General features: G+C 50.3%; 19 protein-coding genes and 3 pseudogenes. 2 read left to right on the top strand and 20 right to left on the bottom strand.

Translation table 11 applies throughout. From position 1 onward, the window contains the following. Nucleotides 1-18 precede the first annotated feature (18 nt). The 9 genes and pseudogenes from RJD28_07190 to RJD28_07150 form a co-directional block, all read right to left on the bottom strand. The gene (locus RJD28_07190) at nucleotides 19-1596 is read right to left on the bottom strand and encodes a tetratricopeptide repeat protein (protein WNV59254.1); all 1578 of its coding nucleotides are present in this window, start codon (nucleotides 1594-1596) and stop codon (nucleotides 19-21) included. Between the two features lie 11 nt (nucleotides 1597-1607). Further along, nucleotides 1608-3452 carry a serine/threonine-protein kinase gene (locus tag RJD28_07185; protein ID WNV59253.1) on the bottom strand — a complete coding sequence of 615 codons (1845 nt, stop codon included), beginning with the start codon at nucleotides 3450-3452 and terminating at the stop codon, nucleotides 1608-1610. Between the two features lie 21 nt (nucleotides 3453-3473). Further along, nucleotides 3474-3644 (bottom strand): hypothetical protein, encoded by a 171-nt coding sequence (locus RJD28_07180; protein ID WNV59252.1) that lies wholly within the window; start codon nucleotides 3642-3644, stop codon nucleotides 3474-3476. A 112-nt stretch (nucleotides 3645-3756) separates the two neighbouring features. Further along, nucleotides 3757-4536 (bottom strand): annotated as a pseudogene (locus RJD28_07175) (serine/threonine-protein kinase). 10 nt (nucleotides 4537-4546) lie between these two features. Beyond that, the gene (locus tag RJD28_07170; GenBank protein ID WNV59251.1) at nucleotides 4547-5314 is read right to left on the bottom strand and encodes a PP2C family serine/threonine-protein phosphatase; all 768 of its coding nucleotides are present in this window, start codon (nucleotides 5312-5314) and stop codon (nucleotides 4547-4549) included. Nucleotides 5315-5390: 76 nt separating this feature from the next. Next, nucleotides 5391-7097 carry a trypsin-like peptidase domain-containing protein gene (locus RJD28_07165; GenBank protein ID WNV59250.1) on the bottom strand — a complete coding sequence of 569 codons (1707 nt, stop codon included), beginning with the start codon at nucleotides 7095-7097 and terminating at the stop codon, nucleotides 5391-5393. Nucleotides 7098-7119: 22 nt separating this feature from the next. Then, nucleotides 7120-10944 (bottom strand): carboxypeptidase regulatory-like domain-containing protein, encoded by a 3825-nt coding sequence (locus RJD28_07160; protein WNV59572.1) that lies wholly within the window; start codon nucleotides 10942-10944, stop codon nucleotides 7120-7122. Between the two features lie 41 nt (nucleotides 10945-10985). Beyond that, on the bottom strand, nucleotides 10986-13880 hold the full coding sequence (locus tag RJD28_07155; protein ID WNV59249.1) for a WD40 repeat domain-containing serine/threonine protein kinase: 2895 nt from the start codon (nucleotides 13878-13880) through the stop codon (nucleotides 10986-10988). Next, complete coding sequence (locus RJD28_07150) at nucleotides 13877-14038, bottom strand: hypothetical protein (GenBank protein WNV59248.1); 162 nt, start codon at nucleotides 14036-14038, stop codon at nucleotides 13877-13879. Before RJD28_07150 ends, RJD28_07155 begins: the two co-directional genes overlap by 4 nt. A 213-nt stretch (nucleotides 14039-14251) precedes the next feature. On the opposite strand from RJD28_07150, the gene RJD28_07145 reads away from it, so the two are divergent. Together RJD28_07145 and RJD28_07140 are read left to right on the top strand one after the other, a co-directional pair. Next, nucleotides 14252-14602, top strand: a complete 351-nt coding sequence (locus RJD28_07145) for a helix-turn-helix transcriptional regulator (protein WNV59247.1) — start codon at nucleotides 14252-14254, stop codon at nucleotides 14600-14602. A gap of 122 nt (nucleotides 14603-14724) precedes the next feature. Further along, entirely contained in the window at nucleotides 14725-15549 is an 825-nt protein-coding gene (locus RJD28_07140) for a hypothetical protein (protein ID WNV59246.1), read from the top strand. Between the two features lie 81 nt (nucleotides 15550-15630). Here the strand turns inward: RJD28_07140 and RJD28_07135 are convergent, their stop codons facing one another. The 11 genes and pseudogenes from RJD28_07135 to RJD28_07085 form a co-directional block, all read right to left on the bottom strand. Further along, nucleotides 15631-15792 carry a hypothetical protein gene (locus RJD28_07135; GenBank protein WNV59245.1) on the bottom strand — a complete coding sequence of 54 codons (162 nt, stop codon included), beginning with the start codon at nucleotides 15790-15792 and terminating at the stop codon, nucleotides 15631-15633. Next, nucleotides 15785-16126 carry a HipA N-terminal domain-containing protein gene (locus RJD28_07130; protein ID WNV59244.1) on the bottom strand — a complete coding sequence of 114 codons (342 nt, stop codon included), beginning with the start codon at nucleotides 16124-16126 and terminating at the stop codon, nucleotides 15785-15787. The genes RJD28_07135 and RJD28_07130 overlap by 8 nt, the downstream gene beginning before the upstream one ends. Before the next feature lie 205 nt (nucleotides 16127-16331). After that, nucleotides 16332-16817: a peptidylprolyl isomerase gene (locus RJD28_07125; GenBank protein ID WNV59243.1), complete on the bottom strand. Its 486-nt coding sequence runs from the start codon at nucleotides 16815-16817 to the stop codon at nucleotides 16332-16334. Nucleotides 16818-16827: 10 nt separating this feature from the next. Beyond that, the gene (locus RJD28_07120) at nucleotides 16828-18522 is read right to left on the bottom strand and encodes a peptide ABC transporter substrate-binding protein (protein WNV59242.1); all 1695 of its coding nucleotides are present in this window, start codon (nucleotides 18520-18522) and stop codon (nucleotides 16828-16830) included. Between the two features lie 169 nt (nucleotides 18523-18691). Then, nucleotides 18692-19648, bottom strand: coding sequence for an ATP-binding cassette domain-containing protein (locus tag RJD28_07115; protein WNV59241.1), 957 nt, complete (start codon nucleotides 19646-19648; stop codon nucleotides 18692-18694). Between the two features lie 3 nt (nucleotides 19649-19651). Beyond that, nucleotides 19652-20666, bottom strand: a pseudogene (locus RJD28_07110) (ABC transporter ATP-binding protein). Nucleotides 20667-20676: 10 nt separating this feature from the next. Next, entirely contained in the window at nucleotides 20677-21828 is a 1152-nt protein-coding gene (locus RJD28_07105; protein ID WNV59240.1) for an ABC transporter permease, read from the bottom strand. Between the two features lie 13 nt (nucleotides 21829-21841). Beyond that, the gene (locus RJD28_07100) at nucleotides 21842-22759 is read right to left on the bottom strand and encodes an ABC transporter permease (protein WNV59239.1); all 918 of its coding nucleotides are present in this window, start codon (nucleotides 22757-22759) and stop codon (nucleotides 21842-21844) included. 193 nt (nucleotides 22760-22952) lie between these two features. Beyond that, nucleotides 22953-23727: pseudogene (locus tag RJD28_07095) on the bottom strand (ATP-binding cassette domain-containing protein). Beyond that, entirely contained in the window at nucleotides 23720-24601 is an 882-nt protein-coding gene (locus tag RJD28_07090) for an ABC transporter permease (GenBank protein ID WNV59238.1), read from the bottom strand. The pseudogene RJD28_07095 and the gene RJD28_07090 overlap by 8 nt, the downstream one beginning before the upstream one ends. Before the next feature lie 39 nt (nucleotides 24602-24640). Next, nucleotides 24641-25726 (bottom strand): ABC transporter substrate-binding protein, encoded by a 1086-nt coding sequence (locus RJD28_07085; protein ID WNV59237.1) that lies wholly within the window; start codon nucleotides 25724-25726, stop codon nucleotides 24641-24643. Nucleotides 25727-26282: the final 556 nt, after the last annotated feature.

Genomic DNA, 26282 nt, shown 5'->3' with positions numbered 1-26282 from the left:
CCCCCTATGCAAGCAAACCTATTGCAGTGTATTCACCGGCGTGATGGTGCCGCCGCTGATCCGGCATACATTCCACCAGATTCCGTCACCGGCAGGAAGCGTATAAGTCACCGGTGTGCTGTCGTCAGAGCGGTATATCTTCACCACTGCACCGGACTGAGACATGGGCACACTGTCATAATCAGACGAATAGTTATGAACCCGAAACGTATAATTGCCGCCCACATCATGGATCGTCACCGTTTCCGGTCCATATCCTGACCGGTCATCAATATCCAGATCTGCCACATTCGTCGCACTCATATGTGCAAAAGATATGTCCACACTCTGTCCGCCGGAGCCGGTTCCCTCCAGATGGGCATCCAGATCCACCGGCCTTGCGCTCCAGGTCAAGACGATACGGATCTCTCCTTCCTCCAGTTCCGGGGAGATGGTAAAATTAAACCCTCTTGCATCTGTCCCCTCAGGCACACTGATTTCTTCATAAGCAGTGATAAATCCTGCCGCCCGGATTTCCACCGTGTACTGTCCCGGCGCCACCTGTATGGAAAAACTGCCATCTCCGCTGGCAGAGCCTTCGGCTGCCGTCTTTCCATAGCGTCCTCCGCTGATAAAACGGAGGGATGCCTGCACACCACCGCCATCTACCGCATTGATGATATATCCTGCTGCCGTCCGCTGCGCTTTCGTGTCTTTCTCGTCCTCATCTGTAGCATTGGGATAGAGCACATTGGCCGCATTGCCATAAATATCCCCATTGGCATCACTTTCTACAGTCAGCGTACAGCCATGGTAAACAAAAGATACATAATACTGTTTTTCCCCATTTCGATCAGCTGCCGTGATCTGACGGCTGCATCCGAACAGAACTTCCAGGCTGGCGCCGCTGGCAGCGCCTCTGTAATTGCCGATCACATCCGACAGATTTTCAAAGGTCACCGCATCTGCCCGGTCATACCCGTACGAGGCATGCCGAAAACACACAGTTCCTGGGAATCCGTCAAACCTTACATCCTTTCCCCGGTAGGCATTGGCCTCTGCCGTCACAGGCTTTCCATAAGCCCGCACATAATCCTGATATGTATAAGAAGCAACCACATCATACACTGCTGCGTCTGCCGTCAGATTCTGAGAAATCCGAAGCAGATCATCTGCAGACAGGCTGCCCGCTGCCAGATCCTCTTCTCCCATCGTATCCAACACAAGAGAAACCCGCTCGTAGGTTTTGATCAGAGACTGCGCATTGGTTTTGCGGATACCGGATACCAGCAGCTCCCCGGCCTCTTCATAGCGGTTCTGAGCAATATAGATACTGGCAAGCTTCTCATAGGCTTCCGGTTCCTCCGGCTGTTCTTCCAGTGCCCGCTGATAGGCGATCTCCGCAGCGTCATAATCCATAGCGATCAGATACTGATTGCCCTCCCGCATCCGCTGGGCGTAGCGCTTCTCAGAGATCGTCCCGGATAAAAGGAACCAGCCTGCTGCGGCCAGCACAAGCATTCCCGCGCCAAGTCCAAGGGCCAAGCGGCGCTTCTTTCTTCTGTTTTGTTCTCTTTCCTTTTCCAGATTGTCCTGATAACGGTTCTGTGTGCTCATCCTGTTCTCCCCTATTTTCCCTGCAGCCGCTCCAGCATCGCCTTCAGCTGCTCCATCTGTTCATCATCTGTACGATCTCCGTAATACTGCTGTGCCAGCCTGCCATAATATAAAATTGGCTCTTTCGCCCGGTTCTTCAAAGGCTTCTGCTGTTCCTGTCCATATAGGACAAACGCCGCCTCCCGGTATGCCCGGTAATCCTCCGGGGCTGTCTGCACCAGAGCTTTCAGCAGTTCCAGCGCATCCCTGTAGCTTCCCTTTATCTCCAAAATCATTGCCAGATTCAGCCTGTCCACATACCCGGCATTCTGATCCCGGCATACCTTCTGATAACACCGCTCTGCCCCGGCAAGCGCTTCCTTTTTTCGTTCCTTTTTGTTATCGCTCTGCCAGATATCCAGAAACAGATCCCCGATCTTCCGGTGATATTCCAGGGTGTCCGCATATGCCTCTGCCCGTTTCAAATAGACCAGTTCCCTGTCGTAGCCTTCTGTTTCCCGGCTATACTGGGCACCGTACAGACAGCACCGCAGCAAAAGATCCCGTTCCTGCCCGCTCTCCAGCAGCTGATCCATCTGCTTTAAGGCAGCCTCTTTCTCATCCTCTGCCACAAGAAATTCCGCTTCTATATATTGCAATGTCTCATTCGACAGCCCTCGGCCATCTTCCTCCACACAGTGCCCTGCCTCCTCCAGATTGCCACTGCGGATCAGTGCCAGAATCTGATCTCTTACGTCTGCCATCTGACCGATACTGTCGGGCTGGATCTGCGCTGCTTCCGCATAATAAGATGCCGCAGAGCTGTAATTTTCCTCTGCAAAATATCCATCTGCAATTTCTTCCAGTATCACGGCTTTTTGCTTCGGCCGCTGCTTCAGAATCCTCGCGAAACCTTCCGTGTTGAGAATTTCAAGCCCGTCTGTCACCCGTTCTGCGCCATCTTCCGATGACGCTGCCAGCACATAGGCACTGTACTGCTGGGCAAACAATGCTTCCTGCTTTTCACGCCGCCAAAGCACCAGCGCCATGCCAAGAAGCAGTACCACCAGCAGCCCTGCAGCTCCCGCCAGCGGCTTCACCAGCCGATAGGCTCCTTCCGCCTGCCGCTCCAGCGCCCGTCTCATCTGTCCGATGTTCTGGTATCGTTTTTCCGGCTGCTTCTCCATCGCTTTTCGAATGATGCGAAACAGCCCCTTAGAATAGGCATTTTCTACCACCGTGCTCTTCAGACTGCTCTCCCGGGGCCGAACGCCGGTCATCACATAGAAAAAAGTGGCACCCAGACTGTAGACATCGCCCCGCACATCCGGGACATAACCACTGCCTGACAGCTGCTCCGGCGGTGCGAAGTAATAGCTGTATCCCCCTACCCGGCCGCCATTTTCCGAAAAAGAAATATTAAAATCAATGAGACAGATCTCTCCATTTTCCCGAATCATGATATTCCCGGGCTTGATATCCCGATGGATGATGGGCGGCCGCTGCCCGTGCAGATATTCCAGCACATCGCACAGCTCCAGCAGCATCCGAAGCAGCTGCTGTTCAGAGAAAAGGATGCCGCTGTCCATATACCAGCGCAGATCATGTCCGTCTATGAAATCCATGACCGTAAACACTTCCCTGTCTACGATCAGAAAATCATACACCTGCGGCAGATACGGATGGTGAAGCTTTTTCAGAATATCCGCTTCTTTCCGAACATCCAGTGCCTTCACTTTTTCATCTTTTATTTTCTTAATGACCACATACTTTTGAAGCGTCATATGATAGGCCTGAAAAATAATACCGCCGCCGCCCTGTCCCAGCTCCCGCAGCACCCGGTATCTGCCGTCCAGCACACCGCCTACTTTTATCATTCCTGCCGCCACCTGCTTTGCTTATATCATTTCTTCCGTATGAATTTCTGTAATGCTTTTCACAATGACAAATCGACCCACGCCCGCAGACGCCAGCGGTGCCAGCAGTTCCGTGTCTGCCCCGTCCTCCGGCACATATGCCAGCTCCGACGCTGCCATCTCCTGTGAAAAAGCAGCCTGCTCATCTGTCATTTCCCGGCCTCTGTCTGCTTCCCTTCGGTGAAGTCTTCCTGCGAAAAAGCTTCTCCAGAAGCCCCGGCTTCTTCCGTCTTCGCTCCGGGTACCCATGCCGCTCGCCAAAGGAAAGCGCATCCAGAAGCTCCTCACAGCTCTGATAGCGATCCTCCGCATCCGGCTGCGTACACTTCATGATAATCTCCTCCAGTTCCGGGGAAAGAGATTCATTCCAGTACCGGATCGGAGAAAGCAGATATGGCGGTTCGCAGGGATTCTGCCCCGTCACCAGCTGGTACAGCGTCACGCCGAGACAGAAAATATCCGTTCTCGCATCTGACTGCCCCATACCGCCATACTGCTCCGGGGCTGCATACCCGATCGTTCCGATGTTGATCGTATCCTCCTGGTTGCCCGTCTTATATTCCCGGGCAGTTCCAAAATCAATGAGCATCACATTTCCATCGGGCTGTAGCATCACATTGGATGGCTTCATATCCCGGTAAATGATGGGCGGCTGCTGCCGGTGCAGATAACCCAGCACATCGCACAGCTGCTTTCCCCAGCGAATCACATCCGCCTCCGGGAACGGGCCGTTCTGCTTCAGCCGTTTTTCCAGTGAAATCCCATCGATATAATCCATTACAATGAGAAAACAGTCTTCGTCCTCGATGACATCCACGATCCGCGGCAGATGGGGATGGTTCAGCCTTTTGAGCATATTGGTCTCTGTAATCAGGCCCTGCTCCACCACACGAAAATCCTGCACGCCCTCTCTACGGACTTCCTTGATCGCCCATCTGCTTTTGTCCCGTTCATCCTCGGCCAGATAGACCACGCTCATGCCGCCCTGTCCTATTTTATGTAAAATCCTATATCGTCCGTTTACCAGTTCTCCTGTTCCAAGCATAGAGTTCCTCCTACAGCACCCGGATGAGGATGCCCGAAATGTTATCCTCTTCCCGGCGATACTTGTCCAACTCAACCATATATTTCAAATTTTCTTCCATCTGCTGTTCGGAAACGACCGCCGTCGGCCCCAGCGCCTGACCAATCTCCTCATTGCTGATCACATGCCGAAAACCGTCACTGCACAGAAGAAAATGACTGTTCCTTCTCACTTCACCAAATACAAACTCCGGGTCGATCACACTGGACGCACCGATACACTGCAGCAGCACGTTCCTTCTGGGATCCCGCTCGGCCTGCTCCGGTGTCAGGTTCCCCAGGTCAATTTCCCGCTGTACCACCGTCTGATCCTTGGTCAGACAGCAGACCCGGTCTGTGATTTCGTATACTCTGGAATCTCCCACATTGATGATATAATACATATTGGCACAGATCAGCAGCGCCGCCACCGTCGTACCCATAACTACCTGATGCTGATTGCTGTAAGAACCCAGTCGGTAATTGGTCTCATACAGCAGCTGCTCCCAGTTTCTTCTCAGATATTCCGGTGAAATCCCCCTGTACAGGATTTCCGGAAATTCCTGATCAAACCAGCTGGAAAACAGGCGGATCAGCGTTGCACTGGCCAGTTCTCCCTTAGACAGGCCGCCCATGCCGTCACACATCACTGCCATGCACACCTGCCCGTATTCCGTATCCGCCACCCGTACCATGAGCGAATCCTGGTTGGTTTTCTTTCGGATTCCCACATCGGTATGTGCCGCTGTCAAAAAATTCATGAAATCTTTCCCCCGCAAATTTTTGAGAATTTCAGAGAAGCGGCATTTTCATGCCGCTTCCCCTCACACTTTTTTATCAGCATCTGAATTCAAATTCTTCATCAGACAGCTTGATCTTGTCACCATTTCTCAGTTTCATTTCCTGATCTGCGGCAACCTTATTGCCGTTGACATATGTATAGTTCGTCGATTTCAGATCGGTGATATAGTACTCGCCGTTCTTATAGGTAATCTGCGCATGGGTTCTGCTGATGGTGTTATTGTCTGAAATACAGTAATCCACCTTCACGCGCTCCTTTCCCACTTTGAAGATCTGTTTTCTGATCTGAATCTGCTCACCATTCTTTGTGCGAACAAGAGTTGCCGCAACTGCCGGTGCCTCTGCGCCGAGAATGCTCGTCTCCCCGCTTCCGAGAATAGAGGTTTCTCCGCTTCCCTCATTCAGGACACTAGTCTGCCCGCTTCCGGCCATGCCGGATGCGCTGTGAGACAACGGCTGGCTTGCCGAATGAGACATGGGCGCGGTACTTCTGGACGGCTGACCGGCAGCATATCCCGGATTGCCGCTCATAGCCGGTGCAGACTCTCTGGCTGCGGTTTTGCCCTTCTTTTTGGAAGAAGCTACGATCACAACGATCACAATGATCACGATCACTGCAGCAATTGCAAGGATCAGCGGCATGGATATGCCACTCTTCTCTACCAGTCCATCCTTCGCCGTATTGATGGCAGCCACAGCCGCATCAATATCCTCCTGGGAGGCGGACGCATTGTTCAGCGCCAGCTGTCCATCTGCCAGTGCGCTGTTCAGTGCATCGGAAGAAGTCTTGTCATACTTGCTCAAATCCATTGCCCCCACCTCAGAAATAAGAGAGGATAATGCGGTCTTGTCAAGCTGTTCTGTCTGCGCGGGTTCCGGCAATACTGTCTCTGCTGCACCCGGTGTAGCTTCTGCGGCAGGCTGTTCTGCCGGGGCACTGCCCTCTTCTGCGGAAGTATAATTGATGCCCAGAGCATTCAGGATTGCAGTCACCTCAGAAATCTGTAAAGAATAAAAGTAAGTGTCATCCACACCAAGGGTATTCACACCCACAACCGCACCGTCACTGTTCAGCAGCGGGCCGCCGGAATTGCCTTCCGTCATCGTTGCACTGTGGCGGATGTATTTGATACCGTCAATACTTGTCTTGGTAGAAACAATACCGTTGATGATGTTGACATCAGAGCTCACATAAAACGGCGTATCCTCCACCAGTTCAATAGCGGACGGGAAGCCCAGTGCATATACCGGCATGGTCTCCACCAGATCTGCGTCGTTGTCATCAATGCTCAGCGGGGAACGGTCATAAATTGTCTGTTCCAGCTTCAGGATGGCAAAATCCATATCCTCACTCTGGTTCACGATAGAAGCATTGATAAACACATCACGCTTTACCACGACCTGAATCTGTAAGTTCACATTATTGGCATTGCTGAAATCAACCCCAAATGCCTCTCCGGCAGCGGAACGCACATCATCCCGCAGGTTTACCACATGGGCATTGGTGATCATGTACTCGGCGCCGGTCTCGTCTCCGATCAGAAAACCGGTTCCTCCCTGCAGCACATGGCTCTGGGAATTCTGATCCACATACGCCAGGTTTACCTGCAGAACGCCATTTCTGGCATCATTGACTGCTTCACTTCCGGCCGTGCTGACCTGTGATGCCTGTACAGGCATCACGGTCGCCACAGCCAGGAGCATCATTGCCATCAGTCCGGCAATTTTCTTTCTGATTTTCATTTCTGCTCCTCCTGTCTGTCTTTTATCTCGCACTGCGTCTCTTCCGGTAAGCTGCAAGCCCTGCCAGAACGGCACAGGAGCCTGCCATCAGAAGCAGCCACATTGCTGTATTCGCATGATCCCCTGTCTGCGGGTTTCCCCGGCGGACATTGGAAAATGTCATATTGCCATTTGCAACCTTTACAGTCATCACCACAGCAGAGCCCGCCGGTGCAGACAGAACATTTCCGGAGAAACCGACTGTCTTTCCGCTGCGAAGCTCAAATTTCTTTGAAGCAAGAATATTTCCATCACTATCCTTGGCAAACAGCTCATGCTGTCCGAACTCCACGTTGGTGAACTGGAAGAAACCGTTCTGTGCGGTCACAGTCGTTCTCGGTGTGGAATGCAGCTCCACAGTCATGCCGGAGATCGGATTGCCACTGCCATCTACCAGATAACCGCTGATGGTAACGCCCTTGCCTGCGCCGCTTCCTGCATCATCCCCGTCATCCGAAGAGCCATGGGAATGTCCGCCGCCTCCGTTTCCGCCGTCTGCATCTGTCTTGTCCAGACGGAAATTCTGGGCTGTTCTCTTCAGTGCATTCTTCGGGTCATTGTCTTTCGCAAAGTTAGCAGCACCGCCGTCACGGAACTCTGCTGCGATGGTATTCACGCCGGTCTTCAATGCCTTGTTCTGCAGTGTCTGGGCGCTGATGGTGATTCTCGTACTGCCGGAAGCAGCATCATAATCCACGCCTCTCACCAGCTTCTCACCATTTAACCACAGATCCACGAAATTCGGATAAATACCCTTGGATACAAACAGAGAATCCGTAATCTCCGGCAGATAGAAGTCGTGACTTCCCGCGGAGGTCTCATTACCGATGGAAGTCTCCAGGATGTAACCGTCTGCGATATCAGACTCGTTGTATACGTTGTCGTTTGTGTTGTCCTTGACGGTTAAGGTGAAGGGAACTGTACTATCCCAAAAAGAATAATTCTCTTTCGTACTTGTAAAACTTGCTCTTACTGTAAAATTGTATGTTCCTGCATTTTGCGGTGTGCCATACAGTTCACCGTTTTCTTTTAATACCATGCCTTCTGGCAATTCACCCGCGTCTACTTTGTAGGTAACCTGAATCCAACTGTACTTATTGCTGTTCTGGATCGGCGTTCCATAGGGGACATACTTTACTGCATCTGGAATGCTCTCTGTCGTAATACAGGGATCACCCACCACGCCAGTTAAAGTAAGTACCATCAATACTTTGTTGCCAGATTTAATCGTCAACGTGCCAGACACATCTGTACCATCTTTGACGCCGTTTTTTGCTTTCAGACGAAGCTTTGCCAGGTTCGGCAATTCTCCTTCTTTTCCTGAACTCCAGGAAGGAGTTTCCACTGTCAGCATACCGGCCAACGGCTGATTGCCCGTTAAAGTCCAGTAATCATCCAATTCCACAACATCCGATGTCAACTCTACGGACAGATTTGGAAATGCTTCCTTTCCAATATTTGCCAGGCAAATATCATGGTAATGATCATGATAGCTATCCAGCATTACTTCTCTCGTGGAATAAGTAACGCCATTTTCCACATGGGTATTGGCATCCTTGTCTGCAAGACTGCTGATGTACAGCTGTCCCAGTGAACTGTCAGCTTTCTTTACCTGTACCCAATAATTTTTTGAATGCTGTTCATCCTCTGCATATACCGTATACTGAACTGGACCATTGGCAAAGGAATGCAATGTTTTTCCACTTTCTTCTTTTGAAGTTCCACCGCCTGTATACACGCTTGCATAACTGCCCTCATAAAAAACAGGAGCATATTGTTTGCTCAGATCTGTATCCTCGGCCACTAAAATCGTAACATAATTATTTTCTCCATAAGAATCGTCCGATTTGTTTATAACGTAAGAAGGAATATCCTGTCCATCAGCATTTTTCAATCCTGTAAATGCAATCTCAGTATCACTATATTGATTCGGATGTCTTGTCTGCAATACAATGCTAGTTCCTATTATACGATTGGGATCTTTATCACTTTTGCTGAATACAGTAAGCCATACGCCTTTACTATAATCCGCCAAATAGCCCCCTATATTATCCTTCCATTTTCCCCAAATTCTATCTTTAATTTCTTCTGCTCCTGCCTGCTTTGCTTCCTCTATACTACTATATCTTCCAACATAGACAGCAATCGCATCGAAATAATCACTCTGCATGACCATTGCAAGTTTTGTATCAAGTGGATATTCACGATCAAGTGAAATCCACATTCTCGTTTCTCCATACCAGTTTCCACCTGCAACATACGAAGCATCTAAAGATGAGTCTGGTAAATATCCCCGCACGAGAAACCTCTGTTTAATATTAGGCCCACTTATATAGAACTCTACCGGTAAAATTCCTATGATCTTTCCGGTTCCATCATAAGCAACTATCGTAAAATAACTGCTGTTATTCTTTTTATATCCGGCCATACTTTGAGACATATCTACACCCATGATTTGAGATGTGATATCATCATCTTTACCATAATTTTTTATAAATTCTTCGTTTTGAGTAGTAAAATTTCCTTCTAATATACTTACATGATCAATTTGAGTTTTACTATAAGCGTCCTTGCTTAAAGTAATGTTAAAAAATGTATCTTCCCCAGCGCAATCTTCATCAAGATTGATTCTCAAATAATTTTCTGTATATTGTTCATTTCCCTTGCTTGAAGACCAATAAGATGCAAAACTTCCACTGCTCGTAATCTGATGTATACTTTTTTCTTTTCTAACATGATTCGCATCTTCCACATAGACTGTTGCGCCTAACCATTGAGAACTGTTTGTTGCCAAAACATTCAGCTTGTACCGAACATTATTGCTGTTTAACTGGTCACCGTCACCAACAATCATCTCCCAGATTTTTCCACCACTCAATGCGCTGTAGCTTAAATCCACTTCATCTTCAAGATTTTTCAGACTATATTCATTGTACCGCTCATTTTTCCAGGCAATTTTTACATCATCTGACAAATTCAGGCTTTCTACAATCGTCTTTACCTTAACCTTCGTCAACTCAACGGGTGTATACCCCTGCAGGTCAACACGCAGATTTCTCTTTTCCAACGGAATCAGTGACATCTCCTGTACCCCGTCTCCATCATTGGTGAAGGTTTTCTCCTCCGGATATACCACAACGGTATCCCCGGCCACTTCCATGCTCATCTGTGTGATGCCGGTTCCGTCAAAGTTTGCAGCTACCTTGAAAATATGTCCGCCCACTTCCACGGTGTCGTCCGGGGACTGGAACCACTTGTTTTCCGTCTTTCCGTTGCTGGTGAACTGTACCTCATAGGGGAAGAACGGATTCAGCTCAGGGATATTGATGGTATAGCTGCCATCTTCCTCGAAATATCCGTCGCCGTACTCGTAGGTGTTGAAATCGTCCTCATTTACAATCGTCCACACATAATCCCCTGTGTTGAACTGAACATTCTCAATATCCTGCGGCTTTCCTTCCTCGGAAGCTCCGTTTTTAGGAAGCGCTTCTTCCTCTTTCTGCACTTGCTCTTCCTCAGGAAGCTTCTCTTCTTCCTGTGCTTCTGCTTCCGGCGCATCTTTTCCCTCTTCAGAAGCATTTCCCTGCTTTTCCTCCGGCTGTGCCGCATTTTCATCCGCGGTATCACCGACAGCAGGTGTCTCATTGTCTTTTTTCTCATCTGTGCCAGTATTCGTATCGGCAGCCGTCGGCTCCTGGCCTAGCTGTTCTGCAGCCTGCACACCAAGAACCTGAGGTTCTTCTGCATTGACTGCCACAGACGGAATGAGCAGCATCACAGCCATGGTGAATGCCACTACCTTCTTCATGAATCTCACTTTCTCGTCCTCCTGTCATAAAGTAATAGTTTTTATTGTTCCTTTCCAAGAACAGTATGGGCAGCCGAGATCAGCTGCTCTGTATCATAAATGCGTGATTGTCGCAAATCACCCGTCGGATAATCGAAAATCAACACATTATTGATCACATCACACAGATACGGAAATTCCGCCAGCACCTCGCAGTCCGCATTCAGCAGCTGGCCATAAAAATATCCGTCTGCCGTCGTAAACTGTGCCACAAAGTTTTCTCCCACCGACGTCACATAGGTAAGATAATCTTCCTCGGAAAGGACACCCACCCGTTTGCCGGTTTTGGCATCATAGGCCGTCGGTGCACCGTGCAACGGCGAAGTGATTTTCAGGCCATTGACCGTGAACTCTTCATACAGACTGCGATCCGGCGCTGTGCTTCTGGTCTCTTTTTCCAGCGTGCCGTCCGACACCCGGTATAACAGCGACCTGCCGTCGTTATAAATCACTTCCAGCCAGGAATCCTCTCCCTGTCTTCGAAACTGCTGATCGAAAATCTGATCTGCGTCCGGGATGTCTGCCTCATGGATCAGATTGCCGTTTCTGTCATAAATCCGAAAATTTTTCCAGGAGAAAAGCATGATCCTCTCTCCGTCTGCGCTGACCCTTGCCTCGCTGTGCTGATAAGACGGATCATAGGAAAAAATCTCCGCCTCCTGATGATTTTCATAGGCCATCAGGCGAATGGTCGGCGTGCTCCTGCTGCCAATCACCGCCGTACCATTGGACAGCCCCACAAAATCGGCCTCTTCCGTCTGCGCACAGGCATCGATCTCCAGTGCATTTTTATCATAGAAAGACAACCGGTCTTGGGAAGCGATCAGCGTATGCTCCCCGCCTGTGGCATAGGCAAGGATATTCTCTGTTGTCGTCACAAGAGGTCGCTGCTCTCCTGTGGCCGGATCGATCTGCACCAGCAGATTGTCTGTCTGCACATAGATACCGCTGGCATCGGTCTGCACACTGAAACGGCTGTCGGAAGCAAAGCCGCCTGTCTGCCGCAGGGTGTTCATGTCCACCACCAGAAACACAGAGCTGTCTGTGTTGGACGCTGCGCATGCAAAGTAATGATCGTAAAAACCACCCTCAAAATGGGTGTAACCAGAGCCAGACTCATAAATAACGACATCTTTCTCTCCATTTCTGAGATCAAAGATTTCCAGCGAACCGTCTGACATACTGACGGCAGCTAAAGTGCCGTCCTGGTTCAGCGCCAGCAGATTGTCGTTGGGATTTGCAAACACATCATTGGCTGTCACCGATGGATGTCTGCCCTGCAGATTGATCACCGCCCGGACTTTCCCGCTGTCCGCATCCGTGATATTGACCTGCGTGTCATCCTTATATATAGAAGCAACGGTTTTTCCATCCTGTGAAATGCCGATTGCTGTGGCCTTCTGTCCTGTCCATACTGTCTTTTCCTCTGAAATGCCATACCGGGTCAGTCCCTGCTGCCCCGCATATATGAGAGTATCCGTATCCAGATAAGCAACCTCTGCCAGTGCTGAATCCGCAGCAGGCAGCTCCTCCAGCAAAGACCTGGAAGCAAGATTATACACCTGCACACCGACGGCACAGACAAACGCTGCTGTTCTGCCATCCGGCGATATCTCCATGAAAAAAGGAGCCGAGGGCAACTCCAATGTTCCCTGCGGGCGATACCCGTCCGACAGATCATAAATCCCCAGTGCGTCCGTCAAAGCCTTCTGCGCTTCCGCGATATATCCCGGGTGCAAAACAGAGGAATCCTGGGGCAATGCATCCAGCGCATCCTGTAGAGCTATTATCGAATCGCCTTCCTGCAATGCAGTTCTGGAATACTCGGACAGCTTTTTCCAGCTCTCTATCGTCTCCATCTTTTTCAGTCCCAGGAAGGAAACCCCTGCTCCCAGAACACAGCATGTTGTCAGCAATGCATAGACGATCCGGTTCTGAAGTCGCATATGTACTGCCCGGATATCATCTTCCCGGATCCGATTAAAGGCTTCCAGCATCTCATCCGCCGTCTGGTAGCGCAGGTTGGGATTGGGCTCCATCGCTTTACTGATGATGTGCACCAGCTGCGGGCTGAATTCTTTTTCAGACAGCGGGATCACCTTTTTCGCATGGGAAGCAGGGCGTCTTCCACTGAGCAGGTGATAAAGGGTCGCCCCTGTACTGTAAATGTCCGAACGCACATCCGGCCGGATCAGCTGATAATGGGAACCTGTTGTTCCACGGTACGCCCCGGAAGAGCTTCTGCCGGAAACGGTGGAAACTGCTCTTCGAAGCGCCGAAGTGCCTCGATTCCTGTCAGAACGGGCAGTCGCAGTGCTTCCTTTTCCCGAATACGCTTCATCGTTGGAAAAATCCAGACCATAGTGCTCCGGCGATGCATAGCCTTCGCTTCGCCCGATGATCGTCTCTTCGCCAAGTGCAAGAGAAATATTGAAATCAATCAGCCGGATATCCCCCTGCGGTGTCAGCATCAGGTTTGCCGGTTTGATATCACTGTGGGTGTAACCGTGGGGCGGATCCCCGTGAATCGGCCTGTGCAAATAGGAAAGAGCCTCCAGCAGCTGTCTCCCCCATCGGATCACCTGCGCCTGCGTGAAAGTCTTCCCTTCCTTTAAAGCTTTATCAAAACTCTCTCCCTCGATATAATCCATCGCCGTATAGACAGTGTCGTTTTCCGTGAAGAAATCATACACTTGTGGAATATACGTGTGGCTCAGATGCTTCAGCACATCTACCTCTACCCGCAAAAGTTCCGGCGGTGTGGATATTTTTCTCTTATCGGCTTTCAAGACCACCTTCTTATTCAGGCGAAGATGATGTGCCAGATAAACATCACCGCCGCCTCCAGAACCAATCTTGCCGATAATCTCATATGTTCCGGCGATTACCTGTGTCATGAATGATCCTTCTTTATCTCCCCATATTCCTGATCAAACTGCATATCCAGACGCATCTTCCGCATACGCGCGATCAGTGCATATACAACGATTCCCACTGCACTCACTGCCGCAAGAATCATCCCTCCATAAAACATCATCTCATTTGTTAATTCCATCACTGCATCCTATCTTTTCTCAAAACAGAGTCTTCTTAACAAACTTCAACATTTTTTCTTTTTTTTACATTTTCTGTAAAATATTGTATTCTTTCACTCGTTATTTCTGATTGTATCACATATAATACGATATTTCAACGATAATAACAGATATATCCCATCACTTTTGACAACTTTATTCGATACAATATGACGAAAGGACGGTGATTGCACATGTATGAAGAAGATTTCGCCCGACGTCTCACCCAGCTTCGCATAAAAAAAGGAGTTTCAGCCAGAGACATGAGTCTGTCTATCGGCCAAAACCCCGGATATATCAACACCATTGAAAATGGCAAAGCATTCCCTACTATGACGAATTTTTTCTATATCTGTGAATTTCTCTCTATTACGCCTCAGGATTTCTTTGATACAGAAACCACTAATCCAGAGAAGCTTCACACCCTGATCCAGTATCTGAAACATTTGGATGACAGACAGCTTGAGTCACTGACTGTCATTGCGGAAGGGCTCGTCGCCCGGAAAGAAGAGACTGTCTGTAAAACAGCGCATTCTGATATGTAAGCTAAATCCTCGTCATTTTTACTTTTATCATTCCTCAAAAATCTGACAGATTGATGTTTTAAGTATTGCAAATTTTCAGACCTGCGTTATAATTTAAGCAAAGAAAGAACGGAGGCAGACCTATGATTTTAACAGACCACGATCTTTCAGATTTGATTGCAAATCATGATCTGATTCAGAATGATACCTATGATCCAGACTGCGTGACAAATATTGGATATGATTTAAGATCAAAAGCATTTTTTGATGAGAACGGCGAACAGCATACAAAGATTTTAACACCCGGAGAATCCGTCATGGTTTCCGCCGAGGAGATCATTCACATGCCTGATAATATGGCAGCTATCGTACAGGGACGAAATAGCCGGATTCGTCAGGGACTTTCCGTGACAGCACCTGTCTATCAGCCGGGGCATGTTACACGGGTATTTTTTCGCCTGACCAATATTTCTTCCAATGAGATCAGCCTTACATCCGGCGAAAGCCATGCTATGATTATTTTTGAACAGTTAAGCAGTTCTGCTGATCATCCCTACAACGGTACGTTCAAGGATGAGATTGGAACGTATACAGGTTTAAGTGGCTACAAGAAAAGTTATGAAAAACAGATTCGACAGTTAGAAGAAAAAGCAGATGATATCAAAGGAATTGAGAAATCTATCTATGCAAATGTACTGGCTATTCTTGCTGTTTTCGTAGCAATCTTCAGCTTGATTTCTACTAATGTAAAGTTGTTGGAAAACGAATCTACTCTGCGCAGTTTTGTAGGATACAATCTGATCACCGTCGGTGGCATCAGTTTTCTTCTCACACTGCTTCGCACCACCATTTTAGACGATCTGGCAGAGAAGAATCTTGTCGGTCAATCACGGAAACGCTTTTTTATCTGGCTTCCAACAATCATTATTTTTGTCGTCGCTTTTATTGTATTGCTCTGCATTAAATAAAAATTTATACAAAAATCCGCACCAGAATCCCCGGTGATATCATCACCCGTTCGATCCTGAGGCGGATTTCCTTTTCCATCTTTATTCAAGTTCTATGCTTTCAGCTAATTTTTTCAGTTCCTCCATAGAAAAACCTTCCTGTTTTACAAAATCTTCGAAATCCATTGTCTTCGTACCGTCTCGCTGCTCTGCTATACACCATAATTTCATATCTTCCATAAATTCTACAAAAGCTTCATTCATCTCTGTTTTCCCCTCCCAAAGCAAAAGCAGGTTCCTTTGCCATGTGCGGAACAATAAATTCCAGATTATCTATTGGCAATCTGGCCCCACTCTTTTTCAACAACTCATATTCGTCAAATTCTTTCAACCCGTATTTTTGCAGAATTTTATCAATGTCTTTTCGTTTTCGATCCGGCAGGCGACTTGCAAAAACAGGAAAAAGCACCGTATCTGTATATACTTTGTCCAGCTCTCTAAAGCAAAAAAACGGTTCAAATCCTTCCTTTATTGCCTCTCTGATTTCTTTCTCATAATATCGAAACTCATATTCGCCATTTTTTGCCAGCTGTCCCACAATATATCGCTTACCGTTTTTTTCTGCTTTCCAGATCAGGTAAAGATAATCTTTTTCATTCTTCTTTGACATTTTCATTCCGTCCCATCTATCTCCATCTGTTTCCAGTATACCCGAAAAGTTTACCTGGTGCAAACAGAAAAACAGGATACCGCTCTCACGATATCCTGTCCCACGCTGCGCTTTGCAGTCCTTTTATTTTCTTTTATTCCTCTATCCTGACCCTGCTCATGACCGGCATGACATCCGGCTTGTTCCAGGTCTCAGACCCGGAGGTGGGCAGTGCGGCGATCTGATCCAGCACTTCGAAGCCGGAGATCATTTCCCCGAAGGCGGCATAGCGGCCGTCCAGCTTATGGGCGTCCTGATGGACGACAAAAAACTGGGTACCGGCGGTATCGTAGCCGTCATCCCTTGCCATGGAGATGGCGCCCCGCTTGTGGGGGATGGGATTGGCGATGCCGTTTTCCTCGAATTCCCCTTTAATATGCCAGTCACTGTCTGTCATGATGTCATTGTCGGGGGATCCGCCCTGGATCACATAGTCTTTCACAATGCGGCACCAGGCCAGGCCGTCATAGAAACCGCTTCTGGCCGTGTCCACAAAGTTTTTTACCGTGATCGGCGCAAGGTCGGGGTACAGTTCAAAGACCATATCCCCGAAGCCTTCCGTCGTGATCGTGCATTTCACCTTTCGCCTCTTACTTTGCAAGAACGGATGCGTTCTTGAAGTACAGGTTGGAGGAGGATGTCATGTAAACGCCCTGTACGTAGTCTTTTAAAAGGTAGTTGTTAGACTTGTAGTACAGCGGAACAACCGGGTAGGTTGCGGATACCAGCTCGTCAGCCTGTTTTACCAGCTCTGCGAACTTGGCGGGATCCTTCTCTACCTTGATCTGATCTACGATGGCATCGTAGTCCGGGTTGCTGTAGAATGCGTTATTGGTCACATCATCTGTATACAGAAGCGGCAGGAAACTCATGGGATTGACATAGTCTGCACTCCATCCCATCGCTCCGATCTCATAGTTTCCACTCTGAATGGAATCATAATATACTGCCCAGTCAGCGGAGCTTACTTCAACCGTAATACCCAGATTCTGCTCCCACATTTCCTTGATTGCTTCTGCAATCTTCTTTACGTTGTCATCAGAATAGAACGTCAGCTTCACTGTCGGGAAGCCCTCTCCATCCGGATATCCGGCCTCGGCCAGTGCTGCCTTGGCAGCTTCCGGATCTGCTTTTTCAGAAAGACCGAAGTCAGAACGACCTTCAGTAATGTCCTTGCCGTCTACCACATAGCCCGGTGCCAGGAAGCTGTAAGCAGGCTCTGCATCCAGCTGCGCCACGTTGTTGATGAGAGAATCCCGGTCAACAGCCAGGCAAAGTGCTTTTCTTACCAGTGGATTGTCATACGGTGCTGCGCTGCAGTTGATGTTATAGTATACCGTACCATAGCTGGGTGCGGTTACCACACCGGCGTTGTCAGCCTGCAAACGGGCAACATCGCTGGCAGGAATGGTGCGGACACCGTCTACCTCACCGTTTTCATAAGCCGTCAGTGCGGTGGAAGTATCCAGAATATAACGGTAAGTCAGCTTCTCCAGCGTTACATTCGCTGCATCCCAGTAGTTCTCGTTCTTCTCAAGGACAACACTCTCACCCATCTTCATCTCCGTAATCTTGAAGGGGCCGTTGCAGATGTAGGTGTCAGCCTGGTTGGTCCATTTGTCACCGTTTGCCTCGATGGTTGCTTCCTGTACCGGGAAATATACCCACATGCTTACCAGGTCAACGAAGTACGGGCAGGGAGATTTCAGGGTGAACTCCAGTGTTTTTTCATCCACAGCCTTGATTCCCACATCCTCTGCCTTTGCAGTTCCGTTGTAAAATTCTTCTGCATTTACCACATAATCAGAAATCATGTTCACATACTGGCCGGCAGTTGCCGGTGTCAGGACACGCAGTGCGGAATATACATAGTCATTGGCGGTCAGATCGCTGCCATCGCTCCACTTCAGTCCATCTCTCAAGTGGAAGGTGTATACAGTCAGGTCATCGTTGGACTCCCAGCTCTCCGCATTACCTGCCACAACCTCGCCCTTCTCGTTGTAGGTCACCAGACCTTCGAAGCAGTTCACCAGGAACGGTACCGCAAAGGAATTGTTGGTCACGTTCGGGTCGATTCCATCTGGCTCATTGTTCAGAACGAAGGTGAGTTCCTGTGCATCAGCCAGCTCCCCCGCTGCTGTGCTCTCTTCGCCGTCTGCTTCCTCAGACTGGATATCATCGATGGTCTGAGGCTCGCTTGCGCTGTTGTCGCTTCCGCCGCAGCCGGTCATCACTGCGGATGCTGCCAGAGCAGCTGTCAGAAGCAGGCTTAACTTCTTTTTCATAACTACACTTCTCCTCCTTTTGGAAAATTTATGTTTCAGGGAACGCTTGTATTCCCTCAAACTCGTAAACACATCACATGGATTGCTCCGTGCTTCGCGCTCCCACAATCCATCCACAACATTCGCATATCACGAAGCATACGCTTCACTTTTATGCTCATGGTATTAATCAGAACAAATGGCACGCCACCATATGGCCGCCGCCCACATCCTTCATCTGGGGCTTTTCCTGTGCACACTCCGGCTTCGCATACGGACAGCGTGTGTGGAACCGGCACCCGGCAGGCGGGTTGATGGGACTGGGAATGTCGCCCTCGATACTGCTCTTCTCTTTCTGTCTGGCCAGACGGGGATTGGCGATGGGGATACTGCCCAGCAGTCCCTTGGTGTACGGGTGCAGCGGATGGGCATAGATCTCGTCCGCCTCGCACAGCTCCACCATCTGTCCCAGATACATGACGCCCACATCGTCTGACACATAGCGCACCATGGAAAGATCATGGGCGATGAACAGGTAGGAAACCTTCTTTTCCTCCTGGAAATCCTTCAGCAGGTTGATGACCTGGGCCTGGATGGACACATCCAGTGCGGAAATGGGCTCGTCACAGATGACCAGCTGGGGCTCCAGCACCAGTGCCCGGGCGATGCCGACACGCTGCCGCTGGCCGCCGGAAAACTCATGGGCGTACCGGTTGGCATGCTCCTTGGTCAGGCCCACCCGCTCCAGCATGGGATAGACGATGTCGTTGGCCTGTTCCTTGCTGCTGACCACGCCGTGGGCGATGAGCGGCTCGGCGATGATGTCCCGCACAGTCATTCTGGCATTGAGGGACGCATACGGATCCTGGAAGATCATCTGCATTTTCCGCCGGTAGGGCTTTAACTGCTTCTGATGCAGGTTCGTGATGTCGTCGCCGTCCAGGATGATCTGGCCCGCCGTGGGATCATACATGCGGATAATGGTTCTGGCGCAGCTGGATTTGCCGCAGCCGGACTCTCCCACGATGCCCAGCGTTTTTCCCTTCTCCAGCGAAAAGCTGACGCCGTCCACCGCGTGGACGATCTGCTTGCCCCCCGCTTTAAAATGCTTCGTGAGGTCTCTGACCTCCAAAATATATTCACTCATGACTTACTCCTTACTGCGAAATGGGTTATTCTCGTCGGCCGGTGCGTCCGGATAGAGCAGGAAGCACCGGGAGTGATGGTTCTCTCCCACCTCGGTAAATTCCGGAAGCTCCGCCGCACAGATGTTTCTCGCATAGGGACAGCGGGGCGCGAAGGGACATCCCTTGGGCGGATTGGTCATATCCGGCGGGGAGCCCGGGATCGGCATGAGCCGCACGCTTTTATCCTGATGCAGATCCGGAATGGATGCCAGAAGGCCCATGGTGTACGGGTGCTTCGGCTGTTCAAAAATATCGAAAATAGAGGCTTCCTCCATGACCAGACCGCCGTACATGACAATAACCCGGTCACACAGCTCCGCCACTACCCCCAGATCGTGGGTGATGAAAATGATGCTGGTACCGTATTCTTTTTCCAGCTCCCGCAGCTGTTTTAAGATCTGATCCTGGATCGTCACGTCCAGCGCTGTGGTGGGCTCATCGGCGATCAGCAGTTCCGGCTTGTTGGCCAGTGCCATGGCGATCATGACACGCTGCCGCATACCGCCGGAAAACTCATGGGGATAGCATTTATACCGGCGCTCCGGCTCCGGGATCCGCACTTTTTCAAAAAGCGCCAGCACTTCTTTTCTAATCTCTTCCTTGCTCCGGCCGGGATGATGCTCCCGGATCATCTCCGCCACCTGCTTGCCCACCGGAATGAGCGGGTTCAGGGAGGACATGGGATCCTGGAAAATCATGGAGATCTTTTCGCCCCGGATCTGCCGCAGCTCTTTTTTCGAAAGGCCCAGAAGATCTGTGCCGTCAAAAACAATTTTTCCCTCTTTGATCCGGGCCGTGTCTGCCAGCAGCCGCAGGATCGACATGGAGGTCACGCTCTTGCCGCTTCCCGACTCGCCTACAATACCCAGAATCTCTCCTTTTTTTCACGGAAAAGCTGACGCCGCGGACGGCCTGCACTTCCCCGTTGCTCGTCATAAATGACGTTTTCAGATTATCTACTGTTAATATTTCGTCCATTCTGCCCCTCCTATTTCTTCAGCTTCGGATCCAGCGCATCCCGCAGGCCGTCACCGACGAAATTGAATCCGAACATGATCAGACAGATGACGAGGGCCGGAAGGAACAGCTGATGCGGACAGCTTCTTAAGTTCTCTGTGGCATCGTTGCACATGGTTCCCAGGCTGGCCAGCGGCGGCTGTAAGCCGATGCCCACATAGCCCAGAAATGCCTCCATGAAAATGGCGGAAGGAATGAGCATGGTCACTGTCACGAGAATAGAACCCATGGCGTTGGGGATCAGATGCTCCAGCAAAATGGTTTTCGTGGAGGAACCGATGGTCTTGGCCGCCATGACGAATTCCTGCCCTTTTAAGCTCAGTACCTGGCCGCGGACCACCCGGGCCATATCCACCCAGTACACCGTACCCAGCGCCACGATGATGCTTTTCAGGCCGGAGCCCATCACCACCATGATGAGGATCACGTACAGCGTCAGCGGGATCGTGCTGATGATGTCCACAATACGCATCATCACCGTATCCACCATGCCGCCCGCATAACCGGAAATGCCGCCGAACAGAATGCCGATGACCATGTTTACCGCTGCGGCCACGAAAGCCACCAGCAAGGATACCCGGGTGCCGTACATCAGACGGGTGAGGATGTCTCTTCCCAGATTATCCGTGCCCAGAATATATGACTTGTTCCACACTTTTGTGGAAGGATAGATCGTTCTGGCCTGCGGGTCAGCCACCACGTAAGGCTTCACGCCATAGTAGAGGCCCACCTCTTTGCCGTTGTAATCGTAGATCAGCATGGACTGGCTCTTGTCGTCCTTCACCTTGCGAAGCTGCTCTCCCAGCGTGCCGTCCGCATTCACATGCAGAATCTTCAGCGCCTGGGTAATGTACAGGTAGCCGTCTCCGTCCGGCGTCTCGAACACCTTCATCCGCGGCGGAATGTTGACCACGTCCAGATTCTGCGCCGAATAGCTGTAGCTGGTAAACATGGGACCCACCAGTGCAAACAGGATGAGCACCACGATGATGACAAGACCTGCGATGGCCGTCGGCTTATGCCGGAACCGGAACCACACGTCCCCGGCGAAGGTTCGGTTCTTCGCCCATATTTTCTCCCGATCCTCGTTGGAGGACTCGAGCATATCCCATTTATTATCCATATCCTTATCCGTCCTATTCATATTTGATTCTCGGGTCGATGAGGCAGTAGAAAATATCTACCAGGAAGATCATTGCCATCAGGAAGCTGGCATAGAAAATCGTCACGCCCATGATCGTCGTATAATCCCGCTGGGAAACACTGTTGACAAAATGTACACCCAGTCCCGGAATGGCGAAAATCTTCTCCACCACAAAACTGCCCGTCAGCAGGTTGGCGATGGTGGGGCCCAGCACGGTAATGACCGGAATCAGGGCATTTCGCATAGCATGCTTGAGAATGACCTTCGTCTCACTCAATCCCTTGGCCCGGGCTGTCCGGATATAATCCTGTCCCATGACCTCCAGCAGGCTGGAGCGCATGAGTCTTGCCATGTAGCTCACCGAGTAGCCGCCCAGGGCGATCACCGGCAGAATATAGCCCTTCCAGCTCTCCACGCCGAAGCTGGGCAGAAAATTAAACTTGAATGCAAATATGTAAATGAGGCCGGACGCAATGACAAAGGACGGGATCGTCACCCCGATGGTGGCCACCGCCATCACGATCATGTCCTGCCATTTGCCGTTCTTCACCGCGGCCAGGATGCCCATGGGAATGGCCGCTAGCAGCACGAAAATGATGGTGATAAAGCCCAGCTTGGCAGACACCGGGAAACCGTTGGCGATAAAATCATTGACCTGCTTGCCGGTATACCGGTAAGAGGGGCCCAGATCCCCGTGCAGAATCCCGCTCACATATTCCAGAAACTGTTCCGGCAGCGGTCGATCCAGATGATACTTCTCATTCAGCGCCGCTTCCACCTCTTCACTCACCTTGCGGTCGCTGGTAAAGGGGCCGCCCGGAATGGAGTGCATCAGTGTAAAAGTAAGCAGGAGTATCAAAAACAGGGCGATGAACATCATGCCCAGCCGTTTTGCAAAATAACGAACCATAACTTGTATTCCTCCTGAAATTTACCATTTATAAATTATAATTATACCGTACATGATACTTTATTGTCAACGAAATAGCACTTTATTGTATTAAAGAAGCACCCAAAGAAACGCCCGGACAGAATTTTCCATCCCGGCCGGGCGCATGTTCCCTTTTTTATATCATATTTCCGCTGTTTTTTTCGGTTTGGGATCAGTTTCCACATTCAATGCTGATCTGGTTAAATTCATCCAGCACATCGTCCACGGAAAGCTTTGCTTTCGCTTCCCCCTGCCGCGTCGATGACCGCATGCCCTTCATGCATCATCACCAGCCGGTTGCCGTATTCCACGGCATAGCGCAGATTGTGGGTAACCATCATAGTGGTGAGCTTCTTTTCCTTCACCACTTTATCCGTGAGACGCATGATGATGTCCGCAGTTTTCGGGTCCAGCGCCGCCGTGTGCTCATCCAGGATGAGAAACTCGATGGGTGTCATGGTCGCCATGAGCAGGGCGATGGCCTGTCGCTGTCCGCCGGAGAGCGCTCCCACCTGCACATCCAGTTTATCTTCCAGTCCCAGCCCCAGCTGCGCCAGTTCTTCCTTATAAAAAGGAATACGTTTTTTGTTGATGCCCCGGCCCAGGTTATAGCTCTTGCCCTTGTTGTCCGCCAGGGACATGTTTTCCAGAATGGTCATGCCCGGGCTGGTGCCTGCGGACGGGTTCTGGAACACGCGGCCGATATTTTCATGACGGCGGTACTCGCTCATGTTGGTGATGTCCGTGCCGTGCATGATGATCTTCCCGGCATCCACCGGAATGCTGCCGCAGATGATGTTCAGCAGGGAGGTTTTGCCGGAGCCATTGCTGCCCACGATGGAGACAAACTCGCCGTCCTGCACCGTCAGGGAGAAATCTTTGAACAGGCACATTTCATTGACTGTGCCCGGGTTGTAATATTTATCAATGTGCTGCAGTTCAAGCATGGCCCTTCACCTTCCTTTTCCGGTCTCTGTTCACGATCAAAATCACCAGGAACAGCACTGCCATAATGAGTTTCATATCCGTTGCCTGGAAGCCCACGTTCATGGCGATGGCAACGCACGCTTTGTAAAAAATGGAGCCCAGAAGCACCGCTGTAGTAGGTTTTAAAAAGGTCACATTTTTAAAAACGCTGGTGCCAATGATAACACTGGCCAGACAGATGACCACAGTACCCGTGCCCATGGACAGATCAAAAAACCGCTGCTGCTGGCACATCACGCTGCCGCCCAGTGCCACCAGACCGTTGGCGATGGCCAGACCGATGATTTTCACCGTGCCGTTATTTTTTGCCAGAGAGGTGACCAGCATATCGTTGTCACCCACGGCCCGCAGCAGAAATCCGGAGCGGGTGCACAGGTAAGCGTCCAGAAGGAACTTACATGCCAGGGACACGATGAGGATCACGAGTAGGGAGCGTACCGGCGTCAGACCTGCCGGAAGGCTGTTGATGAAATCATTGTCAAATGCCGTTTTCATACTGAACATCGGCACATTGGATTTGCCTGCGATCCGGTAATTGATGGTGTAAAGGGCGGTCATCATGATGATGCCGGACAGAAGATCTCTCACCTTGCCCTTTACGTGGATCAGACCGGTGCACATCCCTGCCAGGGCGCCGCAGAGCGCCGCAATGGGGAATGTAAGGTACGGATTCACGCCACGGCTGATGAGTGCCACGGTCACCGCTGCCCCCAGGGGGAAACTGCCGTCCACCGTCAGATCCGGAAAATCCAGTATTTTGTAGGTAATGTAGGCTCCCAGCGCCATAATGCCGTAAATGAAGCCCTGTTCCAATATGCCGATAAACAAAGTCATGTTGTTCTCCTTTCGCCCTCCGAAGAGAGTGTCCGCCCTTTATTCTGCGGAAATTTCTGTGAAAGTCTCTACTGCACGGTCAACAGCTGCCTGCGGTACTTCCAGATTCAGGTTTTCTGCCACTTTGGTGTTCAGGTACAGGCTGCTGTCCTCGATCATCTCGTAAGGGATATCAGATGCCTTTGCCTCGCCCTTTAACACCTTTGCTGCCATCTTACCGGTGGTTTTTCCAAGTTCTACATAATCCAAACCCTCTGCAGCCAGGCAACCGATCTTTACCTGCTCGATCTCACTGCCAAATACCGGGATGCCCTTGGCATTGGCTTTCTCCAGAATGGTGGGCAGTGCCTGTACGACGGTGTTGTCTGTCAGGTTATTCAGACAGTCAACCTTGGAAATCAGGGTGTCTGCTGCGGTGGGTACATCGGAGATGGTGGAAATGCCAACAGTCTCCAGGGTGAAGCCGTATTTCTCCACTGCTGCCTCGTACTCTGCGATGGTGGACTCGGAATTTGCCTCGCTGGTGGTATACATGATGCCAATGGTCTTGGCATCCGGTAAAATCTCACGGATCATTTCCAGCTGCTTCTCTACCGGCAGCTTATCGCTGGTTCCGGTCACATTTCCTACGGAAGTCTTATCCTCTTTGGCCAGCTCCGCTGCCACCGGATCGGTGATGGCGGTGTAGATCACCGGGATATCAGCATTCATCGCTGCGTTGTATGCGCTCTGGGCACTGGGTGTTGCGATGGCACAGATCAGATCCACGCCGTCTGATACAAAGCCCTGGGCGATCTGGTTTGCCACATCCATGGCTGCCTCTGCGTTCTTATAATCTACAGTCAGGTTCTTGCCTTCCTCGATGCCCTCTTCCTTCAGGCCTTCCAGGAAGCCTTCCCGGCAGTTGTCCAGGGAACCGTGCATGGCAAACTGGGAAATGCCGATGGTATAAGAATCGCCGTCTGTGCTGTCAGCTGCGGTATCCTCTGCCGCTGCCGCATCTGTTGTCTCCTCTGCTGCGCTGTCTGTGGAAGCGCTCTGCTGGGTGTTGTCGCTGCTTCCGCATGCGCTAAGGGCTGTTGTCATTGCTGCTGCCAGTACGACTGCTACTACTTTCTTTTTCATAATCTTCTTCTCCTTTTCTGCTGTGGGGTCATTGCCCGTTTACTGTCACAGATGAAAGATCAAGATTCCGATGTTGATTGCGAAGTGGATGAATTCACATATCGTGAAGCTGACGCTCCACTTTTATGCTCATGTGGGGGCGTGTTCCAAAGGCTGACATCCGCCACTGTGCAAGCACAGGCGAATGCAGACCTTGGAACACTGGTGCAACAAAAAACCGCCTCAGAAATAATATTCTGAGGCGGTAATAAGTTCTTATTATCGCGGTACCACTCAAATTGACGTTCGTCCACTCGCTTCATGTACAACCATACATGCCTGATTGATAACGGGTTCGGTTCCCGCCAGCGCCTACTGTCTTCTTCCTTCTCTTCTCCTGATAATCAAACAGGAAGAATGATTTCGGGCTGTCCTCAAGAGTCCATTCAATCAGGAATCCGTACCGCACTCACACCACCGGCGGCTCTCTGCACCTTCATGCACTGACCTACTACTCTCTCTCTTCGGTTTCTGCTTCATTCTGTTGAATCTACAATACTTCTTTTCCCGTCAAATG

Source organism: Oscillospiraceae bacterium NTUH-002-81 (assembly GCA_032620915.1).
GTDB lineage: Bacteria > Bacillota > Clostridia > Lachnospirales > Lachnospiraceae > JAGTTR01.
The sequence above is the reverse complement of the archived record's forward strand: the minus strand, read 5'-3'. Positions and strand labels throughout refer to the sequence as shown.